This is a genomic window from Nitrospiria bacterium (assembly GCA_035517655.1).
Classification (GTDB): domain Bacteria; phylum Nitrospirota; class Nitrospiria; order JACQBZ01; family JACQBZ01; genus JACQBZ01.
This window is the reverse complement of sequence record DATIYJ010000018.1, coordinates 52,848-74,920: the sequence shown is the minus strand read 5'-3', so window position 1 is coordinate 74,920 and position 22,073 is coordinate 52,848. Positions and strand designations below refer to the sequence as shown.

Here is a 22,073-nt window from a genome sequence, read left to right as displayed (position 1 = left end):
GTGTGACCGGATTAGGGAGCATCATGGAGGAAAGCCTCGCCTATAGCCTCTCGGCCGCTTTTGTTCTGGGTTTGATTATCGGGAGTTTTTTAAATGTCTGTATCCATCGCCTGCCGCGAAATGAGTCGTTGATCGCCCCGTCTTCTCATTGTCCTTCCTGCGGTCATCCGATCCGCGGATGGGACAATATTCCTTTGGTGAGTTTCTTGATCCTGGGTGGCCGGTGCCGGGACTGCCGACAACCGATTTCGTGGCGATACCCGCTCATCGAGCTTGTAAACGGGCTCGGCTACCTCCTGCTGGTTTGGCGGTTCGGCGTCGGATGGACGACCGTCGTGTATGCCCTGCTGTTCTCCGCGCTGCTGGTGATCACGTTCATTGATCTTGATTATCAGATTGTTCCAAATGTGATTACGTATCCCGGCATCGTCATCGGGGTGGCCGTCAGTTTTATATTGCCTGTAGGTTTTTGGGGGTCTCTCACCGGATTTCTGGTGGGGGGCGGGCTCTTCTATCTGGTTGCCGAGATAAGCTTCCGGATACTCAAAAAGGAAGCGCTGGGCTTCGGTGATGTCAAACTAATCGCCATGATCGGAGCCTTCCTTGGGTGGAAGCAGGTCCTGTTGACGATATTCCTCGGTGCGCTGGGCGGTTCCGTCATTGGCCTGTTTTTTATCGTTTTCATGGGGAAATCAAGGGAAGATGCCATCCCCTTCGGCCCGTTTTTAAGCCTGGGCGCCGTGGTTGCGCTGTTTAGCGGACCGGCCATCTGGAGTTGGTATCAACAACTTGGCGCGTTTTGACAGGGCCGGAGCGGGAACCGTGGACTTTTCGGTTTTCGGATCAATGTCTAAACAATTTGGGGCGATGGTATTATCCCATCTCTTTCGGTTGGCGGGTGTATTTGTTTTTCTGTTCGCGACGTTGTGGGCGATTCACGCGGCCGTTTTGGTCCAGACGGCGGAACACGACCGACTGGAAGAGGCCGACAAGCGCTTGGTCGTCATGACCCGCGCAATTGAAGCTGAACTCAAGACCCATGGGCGGGAGGCGTTAAACGACCCTGATTACTTGTCGAGACTGGGCCAGCAATACGGCGCAAATCGGGTCTCCGTTTTGGACCGTGAAGGACGATCGTTGATAGACACGGTCGGTCGGGACCGAATCGGCTCCTCAAATCCGCTCCGGGGCACGACGCCCGTGCAGTTCGGCCGGATCCTGGAGGGGGCAGATTGGATGACGGGCTCCGATTTGGATGCGTCCGGAACACAAATTCTATCGTATCTTATACCGCTTCGAAATCCGGACCTGGGCGGCTCCGGCGTGCTCCGAGTGGATCTGGAGTTGCGGTCGCTCGATGCCGGCGGGGCGGCGGCGGCGACGACGCTGCTTTTGAAAGTGGCCGGCGTAACCATCGTTATTGTGATGGTTTTCTATTCGATCCGTGTCGTGATCCAGAGCCGTCGGCCGGTCTCCGAAACGGGCGGACGAGCGGGCGAAACGAGCGCGATGATCGTCACGTTTCATGGATTGGTTCGGGAGCTCAAAGAGAAAGAACAGGAGTTGGAACATCTGAGAACCCTGGCGGAGGAACGGGCGGCGGAGATTGAAAGCTACAATGAAAACATCCTTCAAAGCGTGGCCAGCGGCGTGATCACGTTTAATCCGGAGCATGTCATCACCACCTTTAACCATGCGGCCGAGCGGATTTTGGGTCTGCCGCGGGTCGAGGCCGTCGGTAAAACCTGTGAGGAGCTGTTCGGCGCCCAGAGCAATGTCGTTCATCTGCTCGAACAGGCCCTCACCCGGCAGGCCACGATCACTCGGCAGGAGCTGGAACTGACCCGTCCGAATCCCGGTCGATCGGGCCCGCAGCGTATTTGGGTCGGAATCAGCACGTCGCTGCTGCAGGATCGTCAGAATGCGGTGATCGGTACGACCTTCGTCTTCACGGATCTCACCGAAATCAAAAGTCTCCAGGAACAGGTGGAGCTTAAACGGCGTCTGACCCTTCTGGGAGAGATGTCGGCCGGCATCGCGCACGAGTTCCGGAATTACATGGGGAGTGTGATGGGATTCACCAAACTGCTTTCCAAGAAACTTCCGCCCGGGAATACGGATCCCGATTCAGGCCAGGAGATGGTGGCGTCCATCATGCGGGAGTTGACGGCGATGAATCAGTTGATCGAACAGTTGCTGCGTTTCGGTCGACACGACGCATTGCATCTTGAACCCGTTGCGGTCGAGCCGCTGATCCGTCGCCTACTGGATCAACTATTGGCTCAGATCAAAACGGTCAAACCCCGTCTGGACGTTGCGATCCCGTCCGATCTTCCGGAGATACGGATGGACGAAGTGTTGATGCGTCAGGCGATCGGAAATCTTCTTCAAAACGCGATGGAGGCCATGCCGCAGGGCGGGGACTTGGTGATTCGGGCCATGATTCTGGATCGCAGTCCCGACGACGGTCCGGGCCCCCGGCGAGGCCGGAAGGAATTGTCGCTGGACGTGCAGGATACCGGGTCGGGCGTTCCGAAGGACAAACTCGATAAGATCTTCCTGCCCTTTTTTTCTACGAAAGAGAAGGGAACCGGAATGGGGCTGGCCCTGGTTCACAAAATCGTGCTGTCGCACGGAGGCCGGATTGAGGTCCACAGTGAAGAGAACCGCGGAACGACCTTTCGCATCCTCCTGCCCCTCACCGACATGGCCTAATGGGCCCCGCCTAGAAATAAGCGAGGAGCAGGCTTTGCCTGTGCGAGCGCGGGGCGAACGTGCCCGCTGCATTGAAAAGGAGACCGGATGGCGGTCATTTTAGTGATTGAAGACAAGGAAAGCATGGCGCAGATGCTGAGTCAGGCGCTCCAGGCCGAGGGACATCAGGTGATCGTGGGGCACGACGGGCGGGACGGGCTGGAAAAGTTTAAAGGATCCAAGGTCGACTTGGTTGTGTCGGATCTGCGGCTTCCTCATAAGTCGGGGCTGGACGTGTTGGAGGCGGTCAAGGAACACAACCCACTGGTTCCGGTGATCCTGATGACGGCGTATGGGACGATCGAGACGGCTGTGAAGGCCGTCAAAGAAGGGGCGTATGATTTCATCACCAAACCCTTCGACCCGGACCACCTGACCCTTTTGATCAACAAAGCGCTGGAGAAGCAACGACTCGTCACGGAAAATATCATCTTGCGCGAAGAGTTGGCCAAGCATCTGAAGCTGCCCAAAATCATCGGCAAGAGCCCGAAGCTGCTGGAGGTGGTGGGGAAGGTTCAGAAGGTGGCGGCCAACCAGACCACGGTGCTGCTGCTGGGCGAGTCTGGAACCGGCAAAGAGTTGTTCGCACGGGCGGTTCATTACTTAAGCCCGCGCAAGGAAGAGCCTTTTGTGGCGATCAACTGCGCCGCGATTCCTCGTGACCTGTTGGAAAGTGAACTGTTCGGACATGAGCGCGGGGCTTTTACCGGGGCGGTGGCCCGAAAGATGGGAAAATTCGAACTGGCCAATAAGGGGACCATCTTTCTTGATGAAATCGGGGATATGGACCTTGCCCTTCAGGCCAAACTGCTTCGGGTCTTGGAAGGCGAAGAATTCATGCGCGTGGGCGGCACGGTCAAGATCAAGGTGGATGTGCGGGTGATCGCGGCGACCAATAAAGATCTCCAAGCCGCGATTAGCCAGAAGCTGTTCCGTGAGGATCTCTATTACCGACTGGCCGTTTTTCCCGTGACGATTCCTCCCTTGCGGGAACGTGCGGACGACATCCCGGCCTTGGTGGAACATTTTGTAAATTACTACAGCCAGGAACTAAAAAAGGAACCCAAGACAGTGGCCCCGGCTTCGATGGAATTATTAATCAAGCATCCCTGGACGGGCAATGTCCGTGAACTGCAGAACTGCATCGAACGGGCGGTGATCTTAAGCGACGGCCAGGTTCTCCTGCCGGAGTATCTCGGACTGCGGGTCAAGGCGTCGGCTGAAACGGGTTTGGCGGAGCTTCAAATGGACGGATCGCTTCAAGACGTCAGCCACGCCGCCGTCCAATTCGCCGAGTCGAGGATGATCCGGAAAGTTTTAAAGGAAACCGGAGGCAACAAATCCCGAGCGGCGGAAATCTTGAAGGTCAGTTATAAAACGCTGCTGACCAAGATCAAAGACTACGGAATCGAGGGTTAATATTTTTTCGAGGCGATGTTGTTACGAAAAGGGCTTTCGTTTAAAGCGGGGTCCACGTGAATGCGAGGTCACGATGAAGGTCAGCTTTGCGGTATTGGCGGATTGCGCGAACATCTCGCGGGAAGGCAAACTAAACATCCTGGGGATTTTTGATTCCATCCAAGCCCAGCAATTCCCGGTGACCCATCCCCAGATGCAACTCGTGATGCGATTTGAAGCGGATCGGGCCGAGGCGGGAAAAACGAAGAAAGTCGAGGTGCAGCTCATCGATGAAGACGGCGAAAAATTGTTCCAGCTCGGCGGTGAATTCACGCTGGGAACGATCCGGCCGGGAGGGATGATCGGCTCCAACCATATCCTGACGATCAACATGATGAAATTTGAACGCGCGGGCGATTATGAGTTTAAAATACTGATCAACGAGGAGTTCAAAGCGGAGGTTCCGTTGAAACTGTTGCCGTTTGTGCCCTCCGTGAAATGATCTTCCCGTCGACCCTGCGGCGCGGCCTCGCGCCGATTAAATTTCTTGAAAAAACCGATGCCCTGAAGTATAGTGGTGTGACGCAGCACCGTGAAAGTACAGAAGTCCCTTACCAGTCTCTAACATATCAGTCCGGAGAATCTCGGCAGTCCAAGAATCTCTCCGGGAGGAGGCGATATGCAAACGCAGACGGCCTGGGCCACCGGCTTCCTGACACAGCTTTTACTCAATCATCTCCAGATTCATTATCCCTCGCGAATGCAAAAGGTGAATCCGCGGGCCCTGTTTTCCGGGGTGGAAGGCTACGACTCCCTGAAGGATCCTCAGGACCTGCTCATGGACAGTCATGCCTGGCTTCCCGAGGAGGTGCTGCGGGAGGTTCTTCTGACGGCCGAACGCCTGTCCGGCCGGAAGGAGATCGCCTACGAAGCCGCGCTAGACTATTTTGCCCGGTCGGCTCGGAAGGGCGAGAAACACGTCCCATCGATCTTCGAGATCATCGCCCGGACCTTCGATGATGTTCGAACCGTCGCCCTTTGCTCGGGCCTCTGGGGCGGCGCGTACACCACGTTCATGCGACTCCAGGCGATCGCCAAAAACCCCTCCGACACCGAGTTGATTGTGCTCGCCCAGTGCGATTCGGGATTTCGCCCTCTTCTGTCCAGCCATTTTATGCTGAGAGGGAATTACGAAGGATTTGTCCGCCTTTATGATTTTGTCGAGGAAGCGCATCTCGATGAGGAGTTCCTGCAGTATCGTGTCCGGGACGTCGTGAACGAGTTCCAGGGCTATGACACGGAGGAGGTCGGTTCTGAACGCAGAATCGTGGAAAGGAACCGGAAGGAGACCGTCGCCGTTCTTCGAGCCGTGCAACTCAATGAGGAAAGGGTCCCGCTGATTCCGCTTCCCTTCAATCTATTCGGAGCGGGAGCTGAAACTTCGATCGATGCGAAGGAGGCCCTCTTCGGAGGATCGATCCTCAAACCCGAGTTGAAAACGGACGGCTCGGCGTTTGTACGGGTTTTCACGCCTCGCGTGGCCGAATCGCCGGATCGACCCGACCCGGCTCCCACAGCCTTTCGAGTCATTCAGGGAGGAACCTTGCGGTCGGGTTCATTGGAATACGTCTTTCGAGAAGGGGCGATCTACGAAGCTCCTTATTCGCGATACCGGTTTTACTGGCGGGAACGTAAACGAGCGGCCCATCCATCGGTCGGGCTTGAGCAGCGGATCCAGAAAATGACCTATCTCCTGTTCGAGTACTTGCAGGAGCTTAAAGCGACCCAGCAAAGGCTGTTGGCGTATGCGGCCGAGAACAAGACATTAACGGCCGAAAATGGGTACCTGCGTCGGGAAGTCCAGGAAGCGAGCGAGGGCCGGGATTCATCAAAGCCGATGGGCGATAGCCCCGCGATGAAAGCCGTCTTAGCCTTGGTGCGCCAGGTGGCGCCGACCGACTCAACGGTTTTGATTACCGGAGAGACCGGCACGGGAAAAGAACTGATCGCGAGATTGATTCATCGCTCGGGGGCTCGTTGCGACCGGCGGTTTGTGGCGATCAATTGCGCCGCCGTGCCGGCGGAGTTGTTGGAAAGCGAGCTGTTCGGTTACGAGCGAGGCGCCTTCACCGGAGCCCTGTCCCGCAAGATCGGAAGGTTTGAGTGGGCCGAAGGGGGAACGCTTTTTCTGGACGAAATCGGCGAGATGCCGGCCGCGGTCCAGGCAAAACTCCTGCGAGTATTACAAGAACGGGAGTTTGTACGCGTGGGAGGAAACGACCCGATTGAACTGGATATACGGATTATTGCGGCGACGAACCAAGACCTGAAAGCGCTCATCGAAACAAGGTCGTTTCGCAAGGACCTCTTCTACCGTCTGCATGTGATTCCGATTCATCTGCCCCCCTTAAGGGAACGTCCGGAAGATCTGGGGGGCCTTGCGGAATATTTTCTGATTCATTTCAGCCGACGGCTTCGAAAAAACGTCCAGGCTCTATCGCCGGATGTCCTGATCCGAATGCAGGCCTATGCCTGGCCCGGCAACGTCCGCGAATTGGAAAATGTCCTTGAACGGGCCGTAACCTTGATGCCGGCTTCCCAAACCATGCTGAATCTGGAATACCTGCCGCTTGAAATCGGAGACGGCGCTCAGACGTCGATCCGGAGCGTGCAAGACCAAGATCGACAGCAACCCAGGAGAGATGCCCGGAATGTGAAGGACATGATCGACCGGATGGAGTGGCAGACCCTTGTGGAAGCCATGAAAATCGAGGGATCGATGGACTCCTTTCTTAGAAAGATTGAATGGGCCATGGCCCAACGGGCAATCATGGAGTACGGCAGCAAAACCGAAGCGGCCCGTGTTCTCAAGCGTACCTACCGGTGGATTCGCAAACTCGAAAAGGAAATGGAAGACAAACCTTCCGTCTGAATTCTTATTCACGACCCTGAACGGGTGTGCTTGATCAGTCTCTCACCGCACGGAGGTCTCCGGGACCTTCGTGCGCCGGTACCCGCCTGTTGTTTCTTTCGAAGTTCTATCAAGTTAAATAACTTTCTCCATTTCTCTATTTAACCGAACCCCGCATATATTCCCCTCCCGCGCCGCACGGCACGAATCTTGTAGTGCCACAGGATCATGCGCACAGGAATTAACAGGCAACAGGGATTCAGTCTAATGGAATTGTTGATCGTGATGACCATTACAGGGATCCTGTCCGGGCTGGCTTCTGTCGGTTTTAATTCCCAGCTTCCACATTATCGGCTCAACGGCGCTGCCCGCGACGTTGTCTCGGACCTGCGTTGGGCTCGGCAGTTGGCCCTGGCAGAACGCCAGCCCATTTCTGTGGTATTGAACCTCGAAATGGATCGGTATCAAATTGAACGACGTTCCCAACCCGGGATTCCGATCGGCCGGGTAAGAGATCTTCAGGATCGGGGGGAAGGATATGGAGAAATTGATCTGGTCAGCTCCTCCGGCGGCCTGATCCTGACGTTTTATCCACAAGGCACGACCAATTCCTGGACCACGATCGTCTTAAGGAATCGGGCCGGAGAGGAACGGCAAATCACCGTTGTGGCCACGGGGAGAGTTAAATTGACATGAACACGGATCCCTTTTCCCCCCAGCGGGGTCTATCCCTTATTGAAGTTGTGGTGAGCATGCTGATTCTCGCCGTTGGAATGATCGCGGGATTGGGCATGACTCATGCCGGCCAGGCCGGACTGGACGCCGGTCGCCGGATCTCAACCGCGGCCGCGTTTGCGCAGGCCAAAATGGAAGAGGAGATTTCAATGTCGTATGGCACGCTGTTTCAGGGAAGTCTCGCGGGTGAAGATCATCCCGAAGGATTTCTCCGAACCTGGACCATTCAGAGAAACGCGCCCTGTCCGCATTGTTTGACGATTCGCGTCGCCGTCGGGTGGGTTGATAAGAAAGGCCGGAATCACTCCACGGCACTGGTAACCGTCCGAACTCAAAGTGTGGTTCCATGACGACCCGTGGGATGATGCAGGACCAAAAAGGAACCTCGCTGGTCGAGCTGATGGTGGCGACGCTGGTCTTTTCATTGGTGGCCGCCTTCGGCATGAGATTTCTGATCTGTCAGAACCAATGGAACGGTCTTCAGGAGGATACGGCCGAGACCCAGCAGCAGGTCCGGACTGCGCTGGATTTCATGGTTCGTGAACTGGGACTGGTTGGATTCGGCCTGGCGGAGGGGGACGGCCGGATTCTGAAAGCCGATCGACAAGAGGTCCAATTTCTCGCGAATGTGGATGCGGCGATGGCCCGTTTGACGCAGAACGCGCAGCCGGAGCAGAACCATCTGACCATTCGTTACGAGAACGCCGCCGGCAAATTTGAACAAGGGAAAACCATCTCGATCTGCAGCAGGGATTATTGTGAGCGACATACCTTGGCCGCCGCTGGAGGAAACGAAAACCTGGAATTAGAAGAGGGATTAACCGGGCCGTTTCCCTCCGATAGCACGATCCAGATCATCAACCAAGTGCAGTATACGCTCAAACCGGCGGATGCGACTCACTTCAAGCTCCTCCGAACGGTGGACGGAGGTTCCAACTCGGTTGCCGAAGGATTGGCCTCACTGGAGTTGATTTATCTCGATCGGGACGGTCGCATGGGTCCGGCTTTACCGGATATCCGCCGGATCCAGATTCATCTGACGGCACGACTTCCAAGGACACCGGGGAAAATCAGGTCGCTAACGGCCGAAGTCTATCTGAGGAATGGATGATGGAGATCATACGACGCCTGAATAACGAGCCGGGCATGGCGATGGTCGTGACCTTGGGCCTATTGTTCCTCATCACCCTTTTGGGACTATCGGCCTTTCATGAGGCAATGGATGAAATCGGCATTGCGGCCAACCAAAAAGCGTCGGTTCAGGCTCAGTACCTGGCCGAAGCGGGTACAGCCATGGTGCTTCAGTGGTTCCAAGAGCCTGAGACGTTTCCGGAAATCGGGGAGTTCCCTCTGGGAGAACCCGCGGGCGGTCGATGGAATTTCCTGTCACGCCGGATGACCGACGCCCGCGGGGTCGCGGCATTTCTAGATCCGAATGGACAGAGTCAGTTTATTGGAACGGCGGATCGACCGGATTTTTTGTACCAATACGGGCCGGATCGACCGGGATTTCTCGATGAGGCATTTGGCGGCTTGGGAGTTCTCACGAGTCTGAAAATCTTTGCACCTACCCGTGTGGGTGCCATCTGCACGGTAGAGGCCACGGGCACCACCGGATCCGGAATCAGCCGGACGGTGAGCGTCGAAATGAGCCCAAGTCCTGTACCTCCCACCACGGCACCGGTCCAGATCGGGCCCGAAGCCAATGGTCCGGTGCCCCTGCAGGTGCATTGGGGAGATGTTCGGGTGATGGGCGCGGCCGATTTCGGAAGTTCCTTGGCGGCCGTTCCTAAAAAAAATTCAACGGCTCCGGTGAACGGTCAGCCGTACGGCGATTCGGAGCGACAGGATCCCTGGATCGATTTTTACGTGGGGGGTGCGATTATCAATCCTAAAACGGTATGTACGGACTGCACCGAACCCTTTTTGCCGGAGGGGTATGGAAATCTACACCAGTTCCAAGTCGCGCATAACCCCGGCTTCGGTTTGGACAACTGGGATTACCAACATCTCAAGTCTTTTGCCAAAACGTGGGGAGTTTACTTCAGCACCGACAGAGAAGGGTTCCTGTATCTTGACGGGATCCAGGATCTCGCCCACCGGATGACGCCATACCAGGGTATGGTTTTTCAGGATGCCGGAGATTACCATGGCCTGGTTTTTATCGATACCGTCGATCAGAAACCGCCGGATGGAACCAATCTCGCCACCTTGGATCTTCCGGTCGATTATGTGGAAGGACTCTTCTCCATTCAAGCCCATTTGGCTCTTCGAGAGTCGGGTCCCGGACGTTCCATGGAGGTTCAGTCGCCTCTATTAGAAGAAGCGGATGAGCCGTCCATCCGACAGACCGTCGTTCTGTCCGGCGTTCATTTGAAAGGAGTCCTCTCCGTAGCCGGGCGTCTTGCCGTGGAAGGCCGACCCAATGTTTTCGGTGCCCTGATTGCGCAACAGGGCATTACCGGTTCCGGTCAGCCGGAGATTTGGTACGATGCAGGCCTTCGCAGCGGATACTATCCGGGTCTCCCGGCCGTCTCGGTGCTGAAGGGAAGCTGGTATACCCATTGATGAAACCGAGAGGGGCATCCGACCTTATCGCAAAAGGTCGAGGGTTTTTGCAGCCCGTTCGACGTCCTTGGGTTTCACCCAGAAGATTGCACCGTATGAACCACCGCCAGCCGAGACGGCATCGATCGCGGTGACATTGATGTTCGCGTCGGCGAGTTTCCCCATGATCTCGGCCACCGCACCGGGCCGATCCTGCCCTTGAACTAAGAAGCCGCTCTTTTTCTTGCTCAACTTGAATCCTCTCCGTTTTGCGGCAGCCTCGAACGCAAGGGGGTCTTCCGGTATAAAATCAATCTGGGCCCGCTGCCCTTGCGGAAACCCGGAAAAGGCGAGAAGATTGACCCCCTCATCTCGAAGAGCCTTTAGAACTTTTGCACCTTCTCCCGGTTTATTGGCGGATTTAATATAATAATAATCGACTATCCGAACGACGTCGCTCATTTTTTCCTCCTTTTTTCGGTGGAGATGAACTTTCGGCCGTCGATGACGACTGTTTTCAGGATAACCATCTTGTAAGGCGATTGTCAATGCATGGGTACGGGAGGCCGTGTGGTTTTGCCAGATTGGATGGAGTTGTATACAATGAATGATCCATAAATTGAATCGTGCGAGAACACTTCATGCCGGATGATGTAAAACGTGTCCATGACGATTTGATCGGGTGCGACCAATGTCCCCGTTTGCGGAAATATTGCGAACGGATTACCTTTGTCAAACGGCGGGCTTATCGTGACCAGGTCTATTGGGGAAAGCCGGTTCCGAGTTTCGGGGATCCGCACGCGCGGCTGCTGATCATCGGCTTGGCCCCGGCGGCGCATGGCGGCAACCGGACCGGCCGAATCTTTACCGGCGACCGGTCGGGCGATTTTCTTTTCCGTGCGCTCCACCGCGCAGGATTTGCAAACCAGTCCGAATCCCGATATCGGGGCGACGGGCTTAAATTAAAGGACGCCTACATTACGGCCGCGCTCCATTGTGCGCCGCCGCAAAATAAACCGGCGCGCATTGAACTGGACCGCTGTCGGAGTTATCTGGTCCGGGAACTTCGTCTGCTGACCCGTCTACAAGCGGTTATGGTACTCGGGAAGATTGCGTTTGATGAATATCTCAAGACGGCTATCCGGATGGGATGGATCACTCAACGCCGCGGCCTCCAATTTCGGCACGGCGCGCGTTATGTACTGGAACAATCCGAAGCCGGTCCATGGCCCAGACTGTTTGCGTCATACCATCCCAGCCAGCAGAATACCCAGACCGGACGGCTCACAACGGCCATGTTTGATAAGGTCTTCATCGCCATTCGCAACGAACTTTCCTCTCGGACCTAGCCCTCCTCTGCGTTGAATCCGAACAGCGAACGTAATCCCAGGCGGGAAGGCCGGGATTCTTCAAATCGGAGTTGAGACCCCGGTTGCCGTTGTGTAATCCATTACATACTTATGCAATACAAAGTTGGACATAATAGATCGGTCGACATTGCTGTGTTATGTGAGTCAAGCATAACAAGTTGATTCCATGGTGTATTTTTTAGTGCGCCCGTTCATACGATAATGGCATATCGGTTGCATAATTATTCTGGGCAAGAGGTTCTTATGCGTTCAAATACAGAAAAGATGTTATCGGGTCAAAAAGGCATTACGATGACCGAATTGTTGGTCACGATAAGCATCATAACCATTCTCGCCTCGGTCGGGGTGGCGTCTTTCTTCAATAGTCTGCCACGGTATCGGCTCAACGCAACCGCCCGGGATCTGGTTTCGGATTTGCGCCTGGCCCGTCAACAGGCCGCGACTGAGAACTGGCAATATGCGGTTCAGTTCCTTTCGACGACGTCCTATAACGTCGTTCGTGGGGACCAGCCGTTAATTCAAAGTTCCACGAGCTTTTCCACGATTAAAAGCGTGAACGCTCAAACAAGCGTGTCTTGGTCGATGCCGGCCGCGATGCCGTTGTTGCAGCCCAATGGTCTGATCGCCCGCTGGGTTCCGTCCGGAAACAGCGTGACAGCCGGTGCTCCGGATTCGATTGTTTTGACGGATCCTCATACGGATACGAAGACCGTCATCATCAGCGCCGGCGGACGAATTCATATTCAGTAGCAGGGAAAGCCATGTTAATTACAGACCGGACAGGGAAAAACGAAAAGGGGTTTACGTTGATCGAGGCCTTGGTCGCCATGGTGATTCTAGCCATTGCCCTCCTCGGAATCGCGCAGATGCAGATTTCGGCGATGCAGGGGAATCGTTCGAGTTACGACACGACCGAGGCTTCCGCCCTGGCTTCGGACATGCTGGAGCAACTGGTTCTTCAAAGTTGGAACAATCCGGATGTTGTGAACTGTCCGCCCGACGATTCCGTCGCCCCGGCCAATATTACGTACAGCCGGCACTGCGACCTCGGCGCCGGGTCCACGGGCCAACGATTAGCGACGGTGACCGTTACCTGGACAGGTGTAAAAAAGAACCTAAACAATGTGCATACGCTCGTGGTCAATAGTCTGTTATAGGAGCGATGATATGCGACGCGAAACCGGATTCACTTTAGTTGAGCTGATGGTGGTCATGGTCATTGCAGGGATGTTGCTCGGAGGGGTTTATACCATGATGATCCGCCAGCAACAGAGCTATCAAACTCAGAATCAGGTCGTGGAGATCCAGGAGAACCTCCGGAGCTCGTTCATTTTCCTTCGGTATGATCTTCGGATGATCGGCCATGGACTGACGACGGGAACGGCACCGATAACGGCCGCCTTAAACAACCAGGCGGGCGTGAATGGAACCGATGCGATCACCTTTTCGGCCAATGTCGGAGCCGCCTCGGTCGCGATGCCGAACGGCGGGGTTTCAAGTTATTCTTTCACGACCGGAGTCCCCGTTACAATTCCCGTGGCTTCCGTGGAAGGGTTCCCGGCCACCACACCCTACTTGGTGAACCTGGTGGACCTTTCAACCGGAATATTGATCGCGAATGCGAATGTCACGGCGGTGATACAGGCGAGTTCCCCCGCACCGCCAAAGCTAACGCTGGTGCCCTGTCCGGTAGTAGCCTGTCCGCCCATGACGGTCATGGCCGGCAGTTATATCAGCGCCGCTCCTCAAACCATCAACTATCAGGTGGACGTCACCGGGGCCGCGAGCCCCGACTGTCAAAATCCTCCCTGTTTAGAACGGAGCGTTGGAGGCGTGGTGAGTGTGTTGGCCGAAGGAGTGGAAGATTTTCAAATCGCGTATGGGTTTGATGGGATCAATGGGAAAAATCTGGATGGTCAAATTACGGAAATCGGCGGCGCCGGCAATGACGATGAATGGGTCTATAACGCTCCGGGAGACACCTGGCCGGCCGACACCTCCGGTCTTCGGGCGATTCGGGTTTCTCTGTTACTTCGAACGACGAACCGGGATCCCGATTATCAAGGTGGAATGACGGGGGTGCTTGAAGATCATACCTGGACCTCTCCGTTGGACGGTTATCGCCGTCGGGTCGTCCGGTTTGTGGAAAATATTAGAAATCTTTCCTTGTAAGACAAAGAGAGGGCAATATGTGGCGATTCAAAATGAATGACGACGGACAGAAGGGGGCCATTCTCATGGTCACGATGATGATCCTGCTGGTTCTGACCGTGATGGGGATCGCCGCCATTTCAACCACGACGAGCGAGCTTCGGATCACCGGCAACGCGAACGTCCAGAACATGGTTTTCTACGGAGCGGATGGAGGAAGTCGAACCTATGCGCCCATCCTGAAGACGGCGATCGATACCCGAACTCTTTCGACCGCTCCACCGGTGGCGGACTCCAACCTGTTGAATGAGATTATGGGAATGACCGTAGCGCCTCCGAATGACGGGCCCACGGATACTCCGACGAATCATCCCGATCTTAGCTTGACGGCGGGTAATGTAACGGTTGGGGTGGATATCGACCGGATTCAGGAGCGGTTGCTTTCCGGCGGGGCCAGCGAGTTCGGAGGGGGGTATGAAGGCATCGGGGCGTCATCGGTGTCGGGTGGCATCGGGATCTACTATGCCATGGACTCGGTCGGGCAGATTGGTACAAGAGTTCAGTCGCAGGTCTCCCATGTGTACATTTATCATGTGGAATAAAAGAATTGAAACGCGAGGTGACTCATGAAATCCCTATTCAAGGCATTCGTTCATTTCGGGCTTGCGTTATCCATTATTGTATTGGCGGGTTTCACTCCGGTTCAACTTGGAATATCCTCCCTGGCGATGGCCGAGACTTCGGACTGGTCGCAACCGGTTCTCCTACGGGTTGATGGAGTCCATTTCAAGCCAGGACAGGACGAAATCGTTGGACCGATCGAGATTGTATTGTTAAAGGACGGGACTACCTTTCCGGTGGACCCGTTGGGTAAATTCAAGGACAAAAATGGCGATCCCATTTCATTAACGAGCTTCACTTCTCCATCGAAGGTTCGCTTCCGTCTGGAGAAAGGGGTCGTCAAGGAAATGGTCCTAATCGAGGCCCTTCCCCGGTAAATTTGGGGAACGGCTCTCTTTGGAAAAGGAGAAATCAAATGAAACGGCTCATCTTGCTCATCCTGTTTGGGATCGCGGTTTTAATGTCCGGTCCATGGGTCACGGAGACGATGGCCACGTGTACTTCAATATTGTCCCCACCCAGCCCATGCAATATGACGGAATATAGCGCCGTGCCGCCTTTCGTGGGGAATGCATTGCCTCCGAACGTGCTTCTCTTAATGGACAACTCCGGGAGCATGCAGGACTCGGCCTACCATCTCAATAGTGAAACCTATGATCCGACAATGACGTTTGGCGGCTATTTTGAGCAGAAGTGCTACACCACAAGCGGTTCGGGTTCGACCTTGAAATTCGTGGTCGAGGCCGGCACCCTGGGAAGTTGCACACATTGGGATGGAAACTTTCTCAATTTTATATCGATGGAGAAACTCGAGGTCACGAAATTTGTGATGATGGGCGGGAAGTGCTCGGCGAGAGATGCGAGCGGGAATTGTCTGGGAACCGGAAATCTTATCGGGGAAACCACGGAAGGTGTCAACGCCGTTTCGTATACCGCAGCGGCGGTGAGCCCGTTTACCGGAACATGCAATTGGAACAGGAGTACGACCAGCGGGGTAAGCTACATAACCATCACGAATTCGAACTCGGGGGGGACCGCGTGCGGTTCCGGTGGCTCGTACAGTACCACCAAATCCTTTGCTTTGACCGTGGTGCCGACGACCGAGCCGACCGGTATCATTCAGCAGGTGGGGGGAAAGGCCCGGTTTGGCCTGATGGAGTACAATACAAGCGACGGAGGGCATGTGCTTGCGGATGTGGGATCGACGCCTCTCGTCAGCAATGCCACCTGCGCCAGCTCAGGTCTGCCCATCATTAATGCGATTGAATGCACCGCTCCGACCACCAACACGCCCCTGGCCGAATCCCTCTATGAGGCATCACGCTACTTTGCCCAAATCGCGCCGGCCTTCTCCGGATCCGACTATTCCTACACGACCACGAGTCGGGACCCCTATTATTTTAATTCACCGGCCTGGCTGACCCCGGCCCAGTATGTACCTTGTTGCAAGAGTTTCGTGATCATGTTCACGGACGGCCAGCCGACCCAGGACATGACGATTCCCAGCACCATCATGGACTATGCGCATACCGCGGCACAACACGGGACCAGCGTTCATTGCGCCGTGGCGGCCGGCTGCACCGCCAATATCACCGCAGGAGCCGGGGCTCCGCCCAAACACAGCAATACCTCCGCAAGTCTCCACAATACGATGTGGGATCACCATGACAACTGCTCAAACTATTACGGCGGTCCGACGAGCGATCCCTGCACGGGAAGCGGCGGACATTATCTGGATGACGTGGCCTACTGGGCCCATACGACCGATCTCCGTCAGGCGACCATTCCGCCGATCGGCGCGGCGGGACATGACCTTCCCGGCATGCAAAATATCACCCTCTATACCTTTTTTGCATTCGGAACCGGGTCCAACCTTCTGAAAGATGCGGCCATGGTAGGTGGGTTCAACGACCTTGACGGCGACGGGAAGCCGTTCAAGGATGCCACCTGTGGAACGGCCAGTCCGAATCCTCTATGCCAGGAATGGGATGCGGACGGCGACGGGGTTCCGGACACCTATTTTGAATCGGCCAATGCCTTTACGATGAGGGATAGATTGATGGCGGCCATTACGGATATTTTAAAACGGAGCTCCTCCGGCACGTCGGTCTCGATTCTGTCAACCACGGAAACAGGAGAAGGGGCCCTATACCAGGCCTACTTCTATCCAAGCAAATTTGAAGGATTGAATAATATCCAATGGCTGGGTTACCTCCAGGGGCTCTTCTTGGACTCGAAGGGCAACCTTCGGGAGGATTCCAATCAGAATCAAACGCTGGACCTGACCACGGACAAGATCGTCAAGTTGGTCTTCGATCCCAACAGCGGTCAGACCGTGGTTCAGCGGTTCGACGATGCAAACGGCGACGGAACGCCGGATTCCTCGACGCCGAGTTCAATCGTCACCCTGGATCAACTCCTCCCGATTTGGGAGGCCGGAAAATTGCTGGCCTTGCGGGCCGACACGGATCGCCATATCTATACCTGGGTGGATCAGAACAACGACGGGCTGGTGACCCCGAGCGAGTTCATCAGTTTTGACAGCAGCCAGGCAGCGCTTCTTCGACCCTATCTTAATACCGCGACCACCACGCTCGGCTCGCCCAATCCCGCGACTCCCGATGCCACGAATGTGATTAATTTCATCCGGGGCGCGAACATCACCGGGTATCGAGACCGGTCGGTCACGGTCAACGGGAGTCTTCATGTCTGGAAACTGGGCGACATCATCTATTCGACTCCGGTGACGGTCGGAAAACCCATGGAGCAGTATGACCTCGTCTACAAAGACAGCTCGTACGAGCAATTCATACAGCAGTACCAAACTCGACGAGACGTGGTTTATGTCGGCGCCAACGACGGCATGCTCCATGCCTTCAACGCCGGAACCTACGATCCCGCCACAAAAAAGTTTGACCCGGGAACCGGCCACGTCCTCGGAGAAGAGCTTTGGGCCTATGTGCCTTACAACCTCCTGCCTCACTTGAGATGGCTCACCGATCCCAATTACACCCATGTCTACTATGTGGACCAAAAGCCGAAGGTGGTAGACGCAAAAATTTTCAGCGCGGACGCGGACCATCCCGGGGGATGGGGAACGGTCCTGATCGGAGGATTGCGACTCGGAGGCGGGACCGTCTCGGTCACGGACAATTTCGGGTCGGGAACCACGACCCGCGCCTTCCAATCCTCCTTCTTCGCTTTGGATATCACCAATCCGGAGAAGCCTCCTGTGCTCTTGTGGACGGCCACCCGTTCCAATATGGGCTTCACCACCTCCTTTCCGGCCGTGGCGCGCGTGGCCAACAGCAGCGGTGGTTCAAAATGGGTTGTGATTATGGGCTCCGGTCCCACCAATTATATTGGAAACAGGGGCACCCCCAACCTGTTTAGCGCGGATATCTACAGTCATCTGTATGTTTTTGATCTGAGCAACGGCACCTTGTTGAACAAGTTTGATAACGCGGTGAACAATGAATTCCTCGGCGATGTGACCACGCTGGACGGAAACCTTGACTACGGTGTGGATACCGTCTATGTCGGTAGTGCCATACAAAACGGAACGGCCTGGAACGGGAATCTTTACCGCGTTGTTACAAAAAATGATACGAACCCCGCGAACTGGCATCTCTCCACGCTCTATTCGGCACCCGGTCCCATTCTGGAAGCGCCTTCTCTATCGATCGACAGCTTCCTAAACCTCTGGGTCTATTTCGGCACCGGGCGCTTCCTATCCGCAAACGACAAAGCATACGGGGCATCGGAGTTTCAGGCCATGTACGGGATCAAAGACGAAGATAATACTAATAATAGGGTGTGTTGGCAGGATGATACGGGCTGCACACCGGTCACAACGTCTCAACTGCTTGACGTTTCCAATGCAAGCGTGGACACGGACGGAACTCAAACGGGGACGATCTCATTCAACGGCGGCAATATATCGGAACCCACCTTCACCGATCTTTTGACCAAGGCGAGAGACCCGTCTGTGAGGGGTTGGGTGCTGACCTTCTCGACGGCCGGCGAACGCGTCCTTGCAAAACCGGTCATTCTCGCGGGCGTCGTGCTGTTCAGCACCTTTACCCCGACCAACGATGTTTGCGGCTTTCAAGGTGAAGGCAAGCTCTATGCGACTTATTTTGAGACCGGTTCGGCCTATAGTTCGCCGGTGATCGGAACGACAGGAAACGTGATCAATCGCAGCACCGATCTCGGCCAGGGAGTGCCCTCCATGGCCGGACTCCATATCGGCACCGAAGAGGGGGTGCGTGGCTTCGTCCAGCAGGGCACCGGCAGCATCAGTGAAGTGGACGGCACACCGCCCTTTAAGTTCAAAAGCGGCGTGATGACCTGGCAGGAAAAGCAGATGTAACGAGGAATCAGCGGACCGCGGATTTTCATGACGGAACGGAGCGTGACCCGTGAAGATCGTGACGATCGATAAGGAACCCAAATCAACCCCGAGTCGGGACGGCACTCGGCGCTCTTCCGGTACCGCCGAGTCCGTCAGCGCGAGAATGCGGCGCGTTCTTGTCGCGCTGCTTTCGATCGGGGCGGTGTTCGCGTTGGGCTGGATGATCAGTGTGTTGACGCGGGGAGCGCCAAATCCGGCCCCGCTTTCTTCCCCGCCGATGGAGGCTAATCGGGCGACGACGTCGCTTCAAAAGATAGACGGCCCGTCGCGACAGGTGGCACTCCCGGCTCCCGAGGTGAATAATTATCCCCCCAAGATCCTTTCGGTTGAAATCGCTCCGCTCAAGCCCCATCTCGGAGACGAGTTGGAGGCCCGAGCGACGGCTTTCGATCAGGATGGAGACCCGGTTCAACTGTCCTACACCTGGCTTGTGAACGGACAGATCGTAACGCAAGGAAACAGTCCCCGATTGGCTGGCAGCGATCTTCACAAACATGATCGTGTCGTGGTGAGGGTCGTCCCATCGGACGGAAAGTCCAACGGTGTTGAGGCCAGTTCCCAGCCCGTATTCGTCATCAACCGACCGCCCCAGATTACAAGCAGCCCGTCGATGACGGTCGAGGGGGGAATATACACCTACAACGTGAAAGCCTTGGATCCCGATGGAGATCCGCTGCAGTTCCGTCTCAGCCAATCGCCCGAAGGGATGACCATCGATCCCGGAACGGGGATTGTTCAATGGAGGGTTTCCGCGGAACACCCTTCGGTGGACGTCGGGGTGGTGGTGTCGGACGGTGACGGGGCCGAGGCCTATCAACAGTTCAAATTGACGGTTCATTCAGGTTCCTAGACGTTGAGTGCGGCATCATCTAAGGAGATTCGCTCTTGTGTGTATGGAATGAAAGGCGGTTCAATCCATTTGGCGGCGGAATTGACTTTTTCAGTCCAAGGTGTCGGGACGAGATCAACTTGATATTCGGAGGATGTCTTTGGCCGAGCGCTTAGGTGAATATCTGATCAAAGCAGGAAAGATCACGGAATCCCAACTTTCGTCGGCGCTCGAACGGCAGGTCACGATGGGCGGGCGACTGGGAACCAATCTCATCGAACTCGGTTTGCTGTCCGAAAACGAACTCACGCAATTTCTGAGCAAAAAATTAAGGATTCCAAGCGCGCAGGCCTCTGAGCTGGATGATATCGATCCGTCCCTTGTTAAACTGATTCCCCGCGAGCTGGCTCAAAAATATAATGTTGTCCCGATCAAACGCGATCGGACCGTCTTGAGCGTCGCCATCTTGGATCCCACCGATCTGGAGGTCATCGACGAACTCCGGTTTATCACGGGCTGCGCCATCAAGCCGTACATCGCTTCCGAAGCCCGTATCCGATACGGGCTGGAACGCCACTACCAGATCGGCCGGCAACTCCGGTATATTTCCGTGCTGGATGATGAACGGAAGCGCCACCGGCCTCAATCGGGAGCCGTAGATGAGAAATCCGCCAGGAAGGAGCCGACGCCGGAGGAGTTGGAATCAGCCATGCAACAGGCCAAAGAAGACTGGGAGGAGGTTCGGAATCGGGATGAGGCGATCGGAACATTCATGAAGGCCTTGAACGTGGTTCTGGATCGGGGAATTCTTTTCTTAGTCAAAGCCGGGAAGGCGCTCGGCTGGAGGGCCTTCCCGGTGTACCATGAAGCCGAGATCGGCCGTCTGGAGTTCCAGTTGGATCAGCCCTCCCTGTTTAAAGACGTGGTAACGGCCAAGACGTTTTATCAGGGACCGGCTCCCTATGATCCGACCTACCGGGACCTGTTCCAGTTGCTCGGCGGTGACCTGCCCAAAGAAATCTTGCTCCTCCCTGTATCGATGAATGACCAAGTGGTCGCTGTCCTGTACGGTGACGATCAAGTTTCGGGCCGGCCGATCCAGGCGCTTGCGTATGTGCGCAAGCTGGGACAAAAACTGGCCATGGCCTTGGAAATTTTGATTCTGAAAAAGAAAATCAAAGAGCTATAAGGAGCCCCGAGACAACGCCATGAAGGCTCGAAAACGGTTTTACGTCCATCCCATCCAGCGGAAATATGCGCTATTTACCTGTTTGTTGCTCTTGGCTTACACGTTCGTTCTGGCCGTTGCGCTTTTTCTCCCGCCCGCCTTGAGATTGAGGTCGGGGCTGTCGCTCGAGGAACAGGCGCTCGCGGCAACTCAGTTCATCGCCTTAAGTGACCGGCTCTGGCCGGCCATCTTGGTCAGTGTCCCTGTTTTCATGTTGTTGAGCATCTGGGTCACGCACCGGTTTGCCGGGCCGATTTATCGCCTTGAGCAGTCACTCAAACAGATCGCGTCGGGTGATCTGCGGCTGCAGGTCCATTTTCGAGCGGGTGATGATCTTCAAGAACTGGCCGTGTGGGTGAACGAGATTGTTCGTCAGAAAGAAGATGTGCTGCGTACGGTTCAGTCCGTTCATCACCTCCTGGTGGAAATTCTGGGGGAGGTTCGCAACAAACGATTCGCTCCAGAACAGCTCGACCCCATGCTGGACCAAATCCAGAAGCAGGCCGAAGGCATTGAGGCGCTGCTGCAACGGTTTACGCTCGGCCGCTCCCTGCCGAGCTCGGAACCGCCCGAAAGCGTTCCCCACAGAGATTCGTAATCAAGGATGACAAGATGATCCGCCGAGGCGTTGGCGCCCATTTGAAAGCCCCACGTGGCCGGAGAAAAAACCAGGGAGGATTCACGCTTTTAGAGGTCATGGCCGTCGGCGTGATTATAGGAATCCTGGCCGGCGTTGCGATTCCCACCTATTTGTCTTATCTCAAACGCGCCCGCCAGGTCGAGGCCCCCGTGGCGCTCAATGAAGTCAAACGATTGGAGGCGATGTATTTTGCGTTTAACGGCGGTTATGGAACCTTGAATGTAATCGGATACCAAAGCTCCGAGCTTCGTTACTATACTGTAACGCTTGAACTGATCCCTCCGTCTGCCGGACAACCCGCCAGCTATAAAGCCACCGCCACCGGCAATATTGACTCGGATCCCGACCAGGATATTTGGACGATTGTTCCGGATGGGACGCCCGAACATGTCCAGGTGGATTGACGGGCCTTAAGGGTTGTTTTGGGAGTACCGCCCTTGGTATAATCAATCATGAATTTGGCCGCCCAGGGGTC

The 22,073-nt window shown here is 55.5% G+C and carries 21 protein-coding genes; 20 read left to right on the top strand and 1 reads right to left on the bottom strand.

Annotated elements, in window-relative coordinates; genetic code table 11:
- The first annotated feature begins 23 nt into the window (after nt 1–23).
- The 9 genes from VLY20_04040 (at nt 24) to VLY20_04000 (ending at nt 10,366) form a co-directional block, all read left to right on the top strand.
- Nucleotides 24–803 carry a prepilin peptidase gene (locus VLY20_04040; protein HUK55808.1) on the top strand — a complete coding sequence of 260 codons (780 nt, stop codon included), beginning with the start codon at nt 24–26 and terminating at the stop codon, nt 801–803.
- Nucleotides 804–846: 43 nt separating this feature from the next.
- On the top strand, nt 847–2,715 hold the full coding sequence (locus VLY20_04035; GenBank protein HUK55807.1) for an ATP-binding protein: 1,869 nt from the start codon (nt 847–849) through the stop codon (nt 2,713–2,715).
- A gap of 87 nt (nt 2,716–2,802) precedes the next feature.
- Complete coding sequence (locus VLY20_04030; protein ID HUK55806.1) at nt 2,803–4,173, top strand: sigma-54 dependent transcriptional regulator; 1,371 nt, start codon at nt 2,803–2,805, stop codon at nt 4,171–4,173.
- A 73-nt stretch (nt 4,174–4,246) separates the two neighbouring features.
- The gene (locus tag VLY20_04025) at nt 4,247–4,654 is read left to right on the top strand and encodes a hypothetical protein (protein HUK55805.1); all 408 of its coding nucleotides are present in this window, start codon (nt 4,247–4,249) and stop codon (nt 4,652–4,654) included.
- A 177-nt stretch (nt 4,655–4,831) separates the two neighbouring features.
- Nucleotides 4,832–7,084, top strand: coding sequence for a sigma 54-interacting transcriptional regulator (locus tag VLY20_04020; GenBank protein HUK55804.1), 2,253 nt, complete (start codon nt 4,832–4,834; stop codon nt 7,082–7,084).
- Between the two features lie 246 nt (nt 7,085–7,330).
- The gene (locus tag VLY20_04015; GenBank protein ID HUK55803.1) at nt 7,331–7,759 is read left to right on the top strand and encodes a GspH/FimT family protein; all 429 of its coding nucleotides are present in this window, start codon (nt 7,331–7,333) and stop codon (nt 7,757–7,759) included.
- Nucleotides 7,756–8,148, top strand: a complete 393-nt coding sequence (locus tag VLY20_04010; protein ID HUK55802.1) for a prepilin-type N-terminal cleavage/methylation domain-containing protein — start codon at nt 7,756–7,758, stop codon at nt 8,146–8,148. The genes VLY20_04015 and VLY20_04010 overlap by 4 nt, the downstream gene beginning before the upstream one ends.
- On the top strand, nt 8,145–8,909 hold the full coding sequence (locus VLY20_04005; GenBank protein HUK55801.1) for a hypothetical protein: 765 nt from the start codon (nt 8,145–8,147) through the stop codon (nt 8,907–8,909). Before VLY20_04010 ends, VLY20_04005 begins: the two co-directional genes overlap by 4 nt.
- Entirely contained in the window at nt 8,906–10,366 is a 1,461-nt protein-coding gene (locus VLY20_04000; GenBank protein HUK55800.1) for a hypothetical protein, read from the top strand. Before VLY20_04005 ends, VLY20_04000 begins: the two co-directional genes overlap by 4 nt.
- 24 nt (nt 10,367–10,390) lie before the next feature.
- Here the strand turns inward: VLY20_04000 and VLY20_03995 are convergent, their stop codons facing one another.
- Nucleotides 10,391–10,807, bottom strand: coding sequence for an ACT domain-containing protein (locus VLY20_03995; GenBank protein ID HUK55799.1), 417 nt, complete (start codon nt 10,805–10,807; stop codon nt 10,391–10,393).
- Between the two features lie 179 nt (nt 10,808–10,986).
- Here VLY20_03995 and VLY20_03990 point away from each other — a divergent pair, with 179 nt between their 5' ends.
- The 11 genes from VLY20_03990 to VLY20_03940 all read left to right on the top strand — a co-directional run bounded on the left by VLY20_03990 (nt 10,987) and on the right by VLY20_03940 (nt 22,002).
- On the top strand, nt 10,987–11,694 hold the full coding sequence (locus VLY20_03990) for a uracil-DNA glycosylase (GenBank protein ID HUK55798.1): 708 nt from the start codon (nt 10,987–10,989) through the stop codon (nt 11,692–11,694).
- Nucleotides 11,695–11,916: 222 nt separating this feature from the next.
- Nucleotides 11,917–12,465, top strand: a complete 549-nt coding sequence (locus tag VLY20_03985) for a GspH/FimT family pseudopilin (protein ID HUK55797.1) — start codon at nt 11,917–11,919, stop codon at nt 12,463–12,465.
- An 11-nt stretch (nt 12,466–12,476) separates the two neighbouring features.
- On the top strand, nt 12,477–12,872 hold the full coding sequence (locus VLY20_03980) for a prepilin-type N-terminal cleavage/methylation domain-containing protein (protein ID HUK55796.1): 396 nt from the start codon (nt 12,477–12,479) through the stop codon (nt 12,870–12,872).
- Nucleotides 12,873–12,882: 10 nt separating this feature from the next.
- Nucleotides 12,883–13,887, top strand: coding sequence for a PilW family protein (locus VLY20_03975; protein HUK55795.1), 1,005 nt, complete (start codon nt 12,883–12,885; stop codon nt 13,885–13,887).
- Between the two features lie 17 nt (nt 13,888–13,904).
- Nucleotides 13,905–14,468 (top strand): PilX N-terminal domain-containing pilus assembly protein, encoded by a 564-nt coding sequence (locus tag VLY20_03970; GenBank protein HUK55794.1) that lies wholly within the window; start codon nt 13,905–13,907, stop codon nt 14,466–14,468.
- Nucleotides 14,469–14,492: 24 nt separating this feature from the next.
- Nucleotides 14,493–14,864, top strand: a complete 372-nt coding sequence (locus VLY20_03965) for a hypothetical protein (protein ID HUK55793.1) — start codon at nt 14,493–14,495, stop codon at nt 14,862–14,864.
- Nucleotides 14,865–15,037: 173 nt separating this feature from the next.
- Entirely contained in the window at nt 15,038–18,859 is a 3,822-nt protein-coding gene (locus VLY20_03960) for a PilC/PilY family type IV pilus protein (GenBank protein ID HUK55792.1), read from the top strand.
- A 49-nt stretch (nt 18,860–18,908) separates the two neighbouring features.
- A complete protein-coding gene (locus VLY20_03955; protein ID HUK55791.1) occupies nt 18,909–19,751 on the top strand; it encodes a putative Ig domain-containing protein in 843 nt (280 codons plus the stop codon).
- Between the two features lie 139 nt (nt 19,752–19,890).
- Entirely contained in the window at nt 19,891–20,919 is a 1,029-nt protein-coding gene (locus tag VLY20_03950) for a hypothetical protein (protein HUK55790.1), read from the top strand.
- Nucleotides 20,920–20,938: 19 nt separating this feature from the next.
- On the top strand, nt 20,939–21,556 hold the full coding sequence (locus tag VLY20_03945) for a methyl-accepting chemotaxis protein (GenBank protein HUK55789.1): 618 nt from the start codon (nt 20,939–20,941) through the stop codon (nt 21,554–21,556).
- Nucleotides 21,557–21,597: 41 nt separating this feature from the next.
- On the top strand, nt 21,598–22,002 hold the full coding sequence (locus VLY20_03940; GenBank protein HUK55788.1) for a prepilin-type N-terminal cleavage/methylation domain-containing protein: 405 nt from the start codon (nt 21,598–21,600) through the stop codon (nt 22,000–22,002).
- Nucleotides 22,003–22,073 lie beyond the last annotated feature (71 nt).

Bases quoted from the DNA above. Each gene is read 5' to 3' on its own strand.
- VLY20_04040 (HUK55808.1), top strand. From the start codon at position 24: ATGGAGGAAAGCCTCGCCTATAGCCTCTCGGCCGCTTTTGTTCTGGGT.
- VLY20_04035 (HUK55807.1), top strand. From the start codon at position 847: ATGTCTAAACAATTTGGGGCGATGGTATTATCCCATCTCTTTCGGTTG.
- VLY20_04030 (HUK55806.1), top strand. From the start codon at position 2,803: ATGGCGGTCATTTTAGTGATTGAAGACAAGGAAAGCATGGCGCAGATG.
- VLY20_04025 (HUK55805.1), top strand. From the start codon at position 4,247: ATGAAGGTCAGCTTTGCGGTATTGGCGGATTGCGCGAACATCTCGCGG.
- VLY20_04020 (HUK55804.1), top strand. From the start codon at position 4,832: ATGCAAACGCAGACGGCCTGGGCCACCGGCTTCCTGACACAGCTTTTA.
- VLY20_04015 (HUK55803.1), top strand. From the start codon at position 7,331: ATGGAATTGTTGATCGTGATGACCATTACAGGGATCCTGTCCGGGCTG.
- VLY20_04010 (HUK55802.1), top strand. From the start codon at position 7,756: ATGAACACGGATCCCTTTTCCCCCCAGCGGGGTCTATCCCTTATTGAA.
- VLY20_04005 (HUK55801.1), top strand. From the start codon at position 8,145: ATGACGACCCGTGGGATGATGCAGGACCAAAAAGGAACCTCGCTGGTC.
- VLY20_04000 (HUK55800.1), top strand. From the start codon at position 8,906: ATGATGGAGATCATACGACGCCTGAATAACGAGCCGGGCATGGCGATG.
- VLY20_03995 (HUK55799.1), bottom strand. From the start codon at position 10,807: ATGAGCGACGTCGTTCGGATAGTCGATTATTATTATATTAAATCCGCC.
- VLY20_03990 (HUK55798.1), top strand. From the start codon at position 10,987: ATGCCGGATGATGTAAAACGTGTCCATGACGATTTGATCGGGTGCGAC.
- VLY20_03985 (HUK55797.1), top strand. From the start codon at position 11,917: ATGGCATATCGGTTGCATAATTATTCTGGGCAAGAGGTTCTTATGCGT.
- VLY20_03980 (HUK55796.1), top strand. From the start codon at position 12,477: ATGTTAATTACAGACCGGACAGGGAAAAACGAAAAGGGGTTTACGTTG.
- VLY20_03975 (HUK55795.1), top strand. From the start codon at position 12,883: ATGCGACGCGAAACCGGATTCACTTTAGTTGAGCTGATGGTGGTCATG.
- VLY20_03970 (HUK55794.1), top strand. From the start codon at position 13,905: ATGTGGCGATTCAAAATGAATGACGACGGACAGAAGGGGGCCATTCTC.
- VLY20_03965 (HUK55793.1), top strand. From the start codon at position 14,493: ATGAAATCCCTATTCAAGGCATTCGTTCATTTCGGGCTTGCGTTATCC.
- VLY20_03945 (HUK55789.1), top strand. From the start codon at position 20,939: ATGAAGGCTCGAAAACGGTTTTACGTCCATCCCATCCAGCGGAAATAT.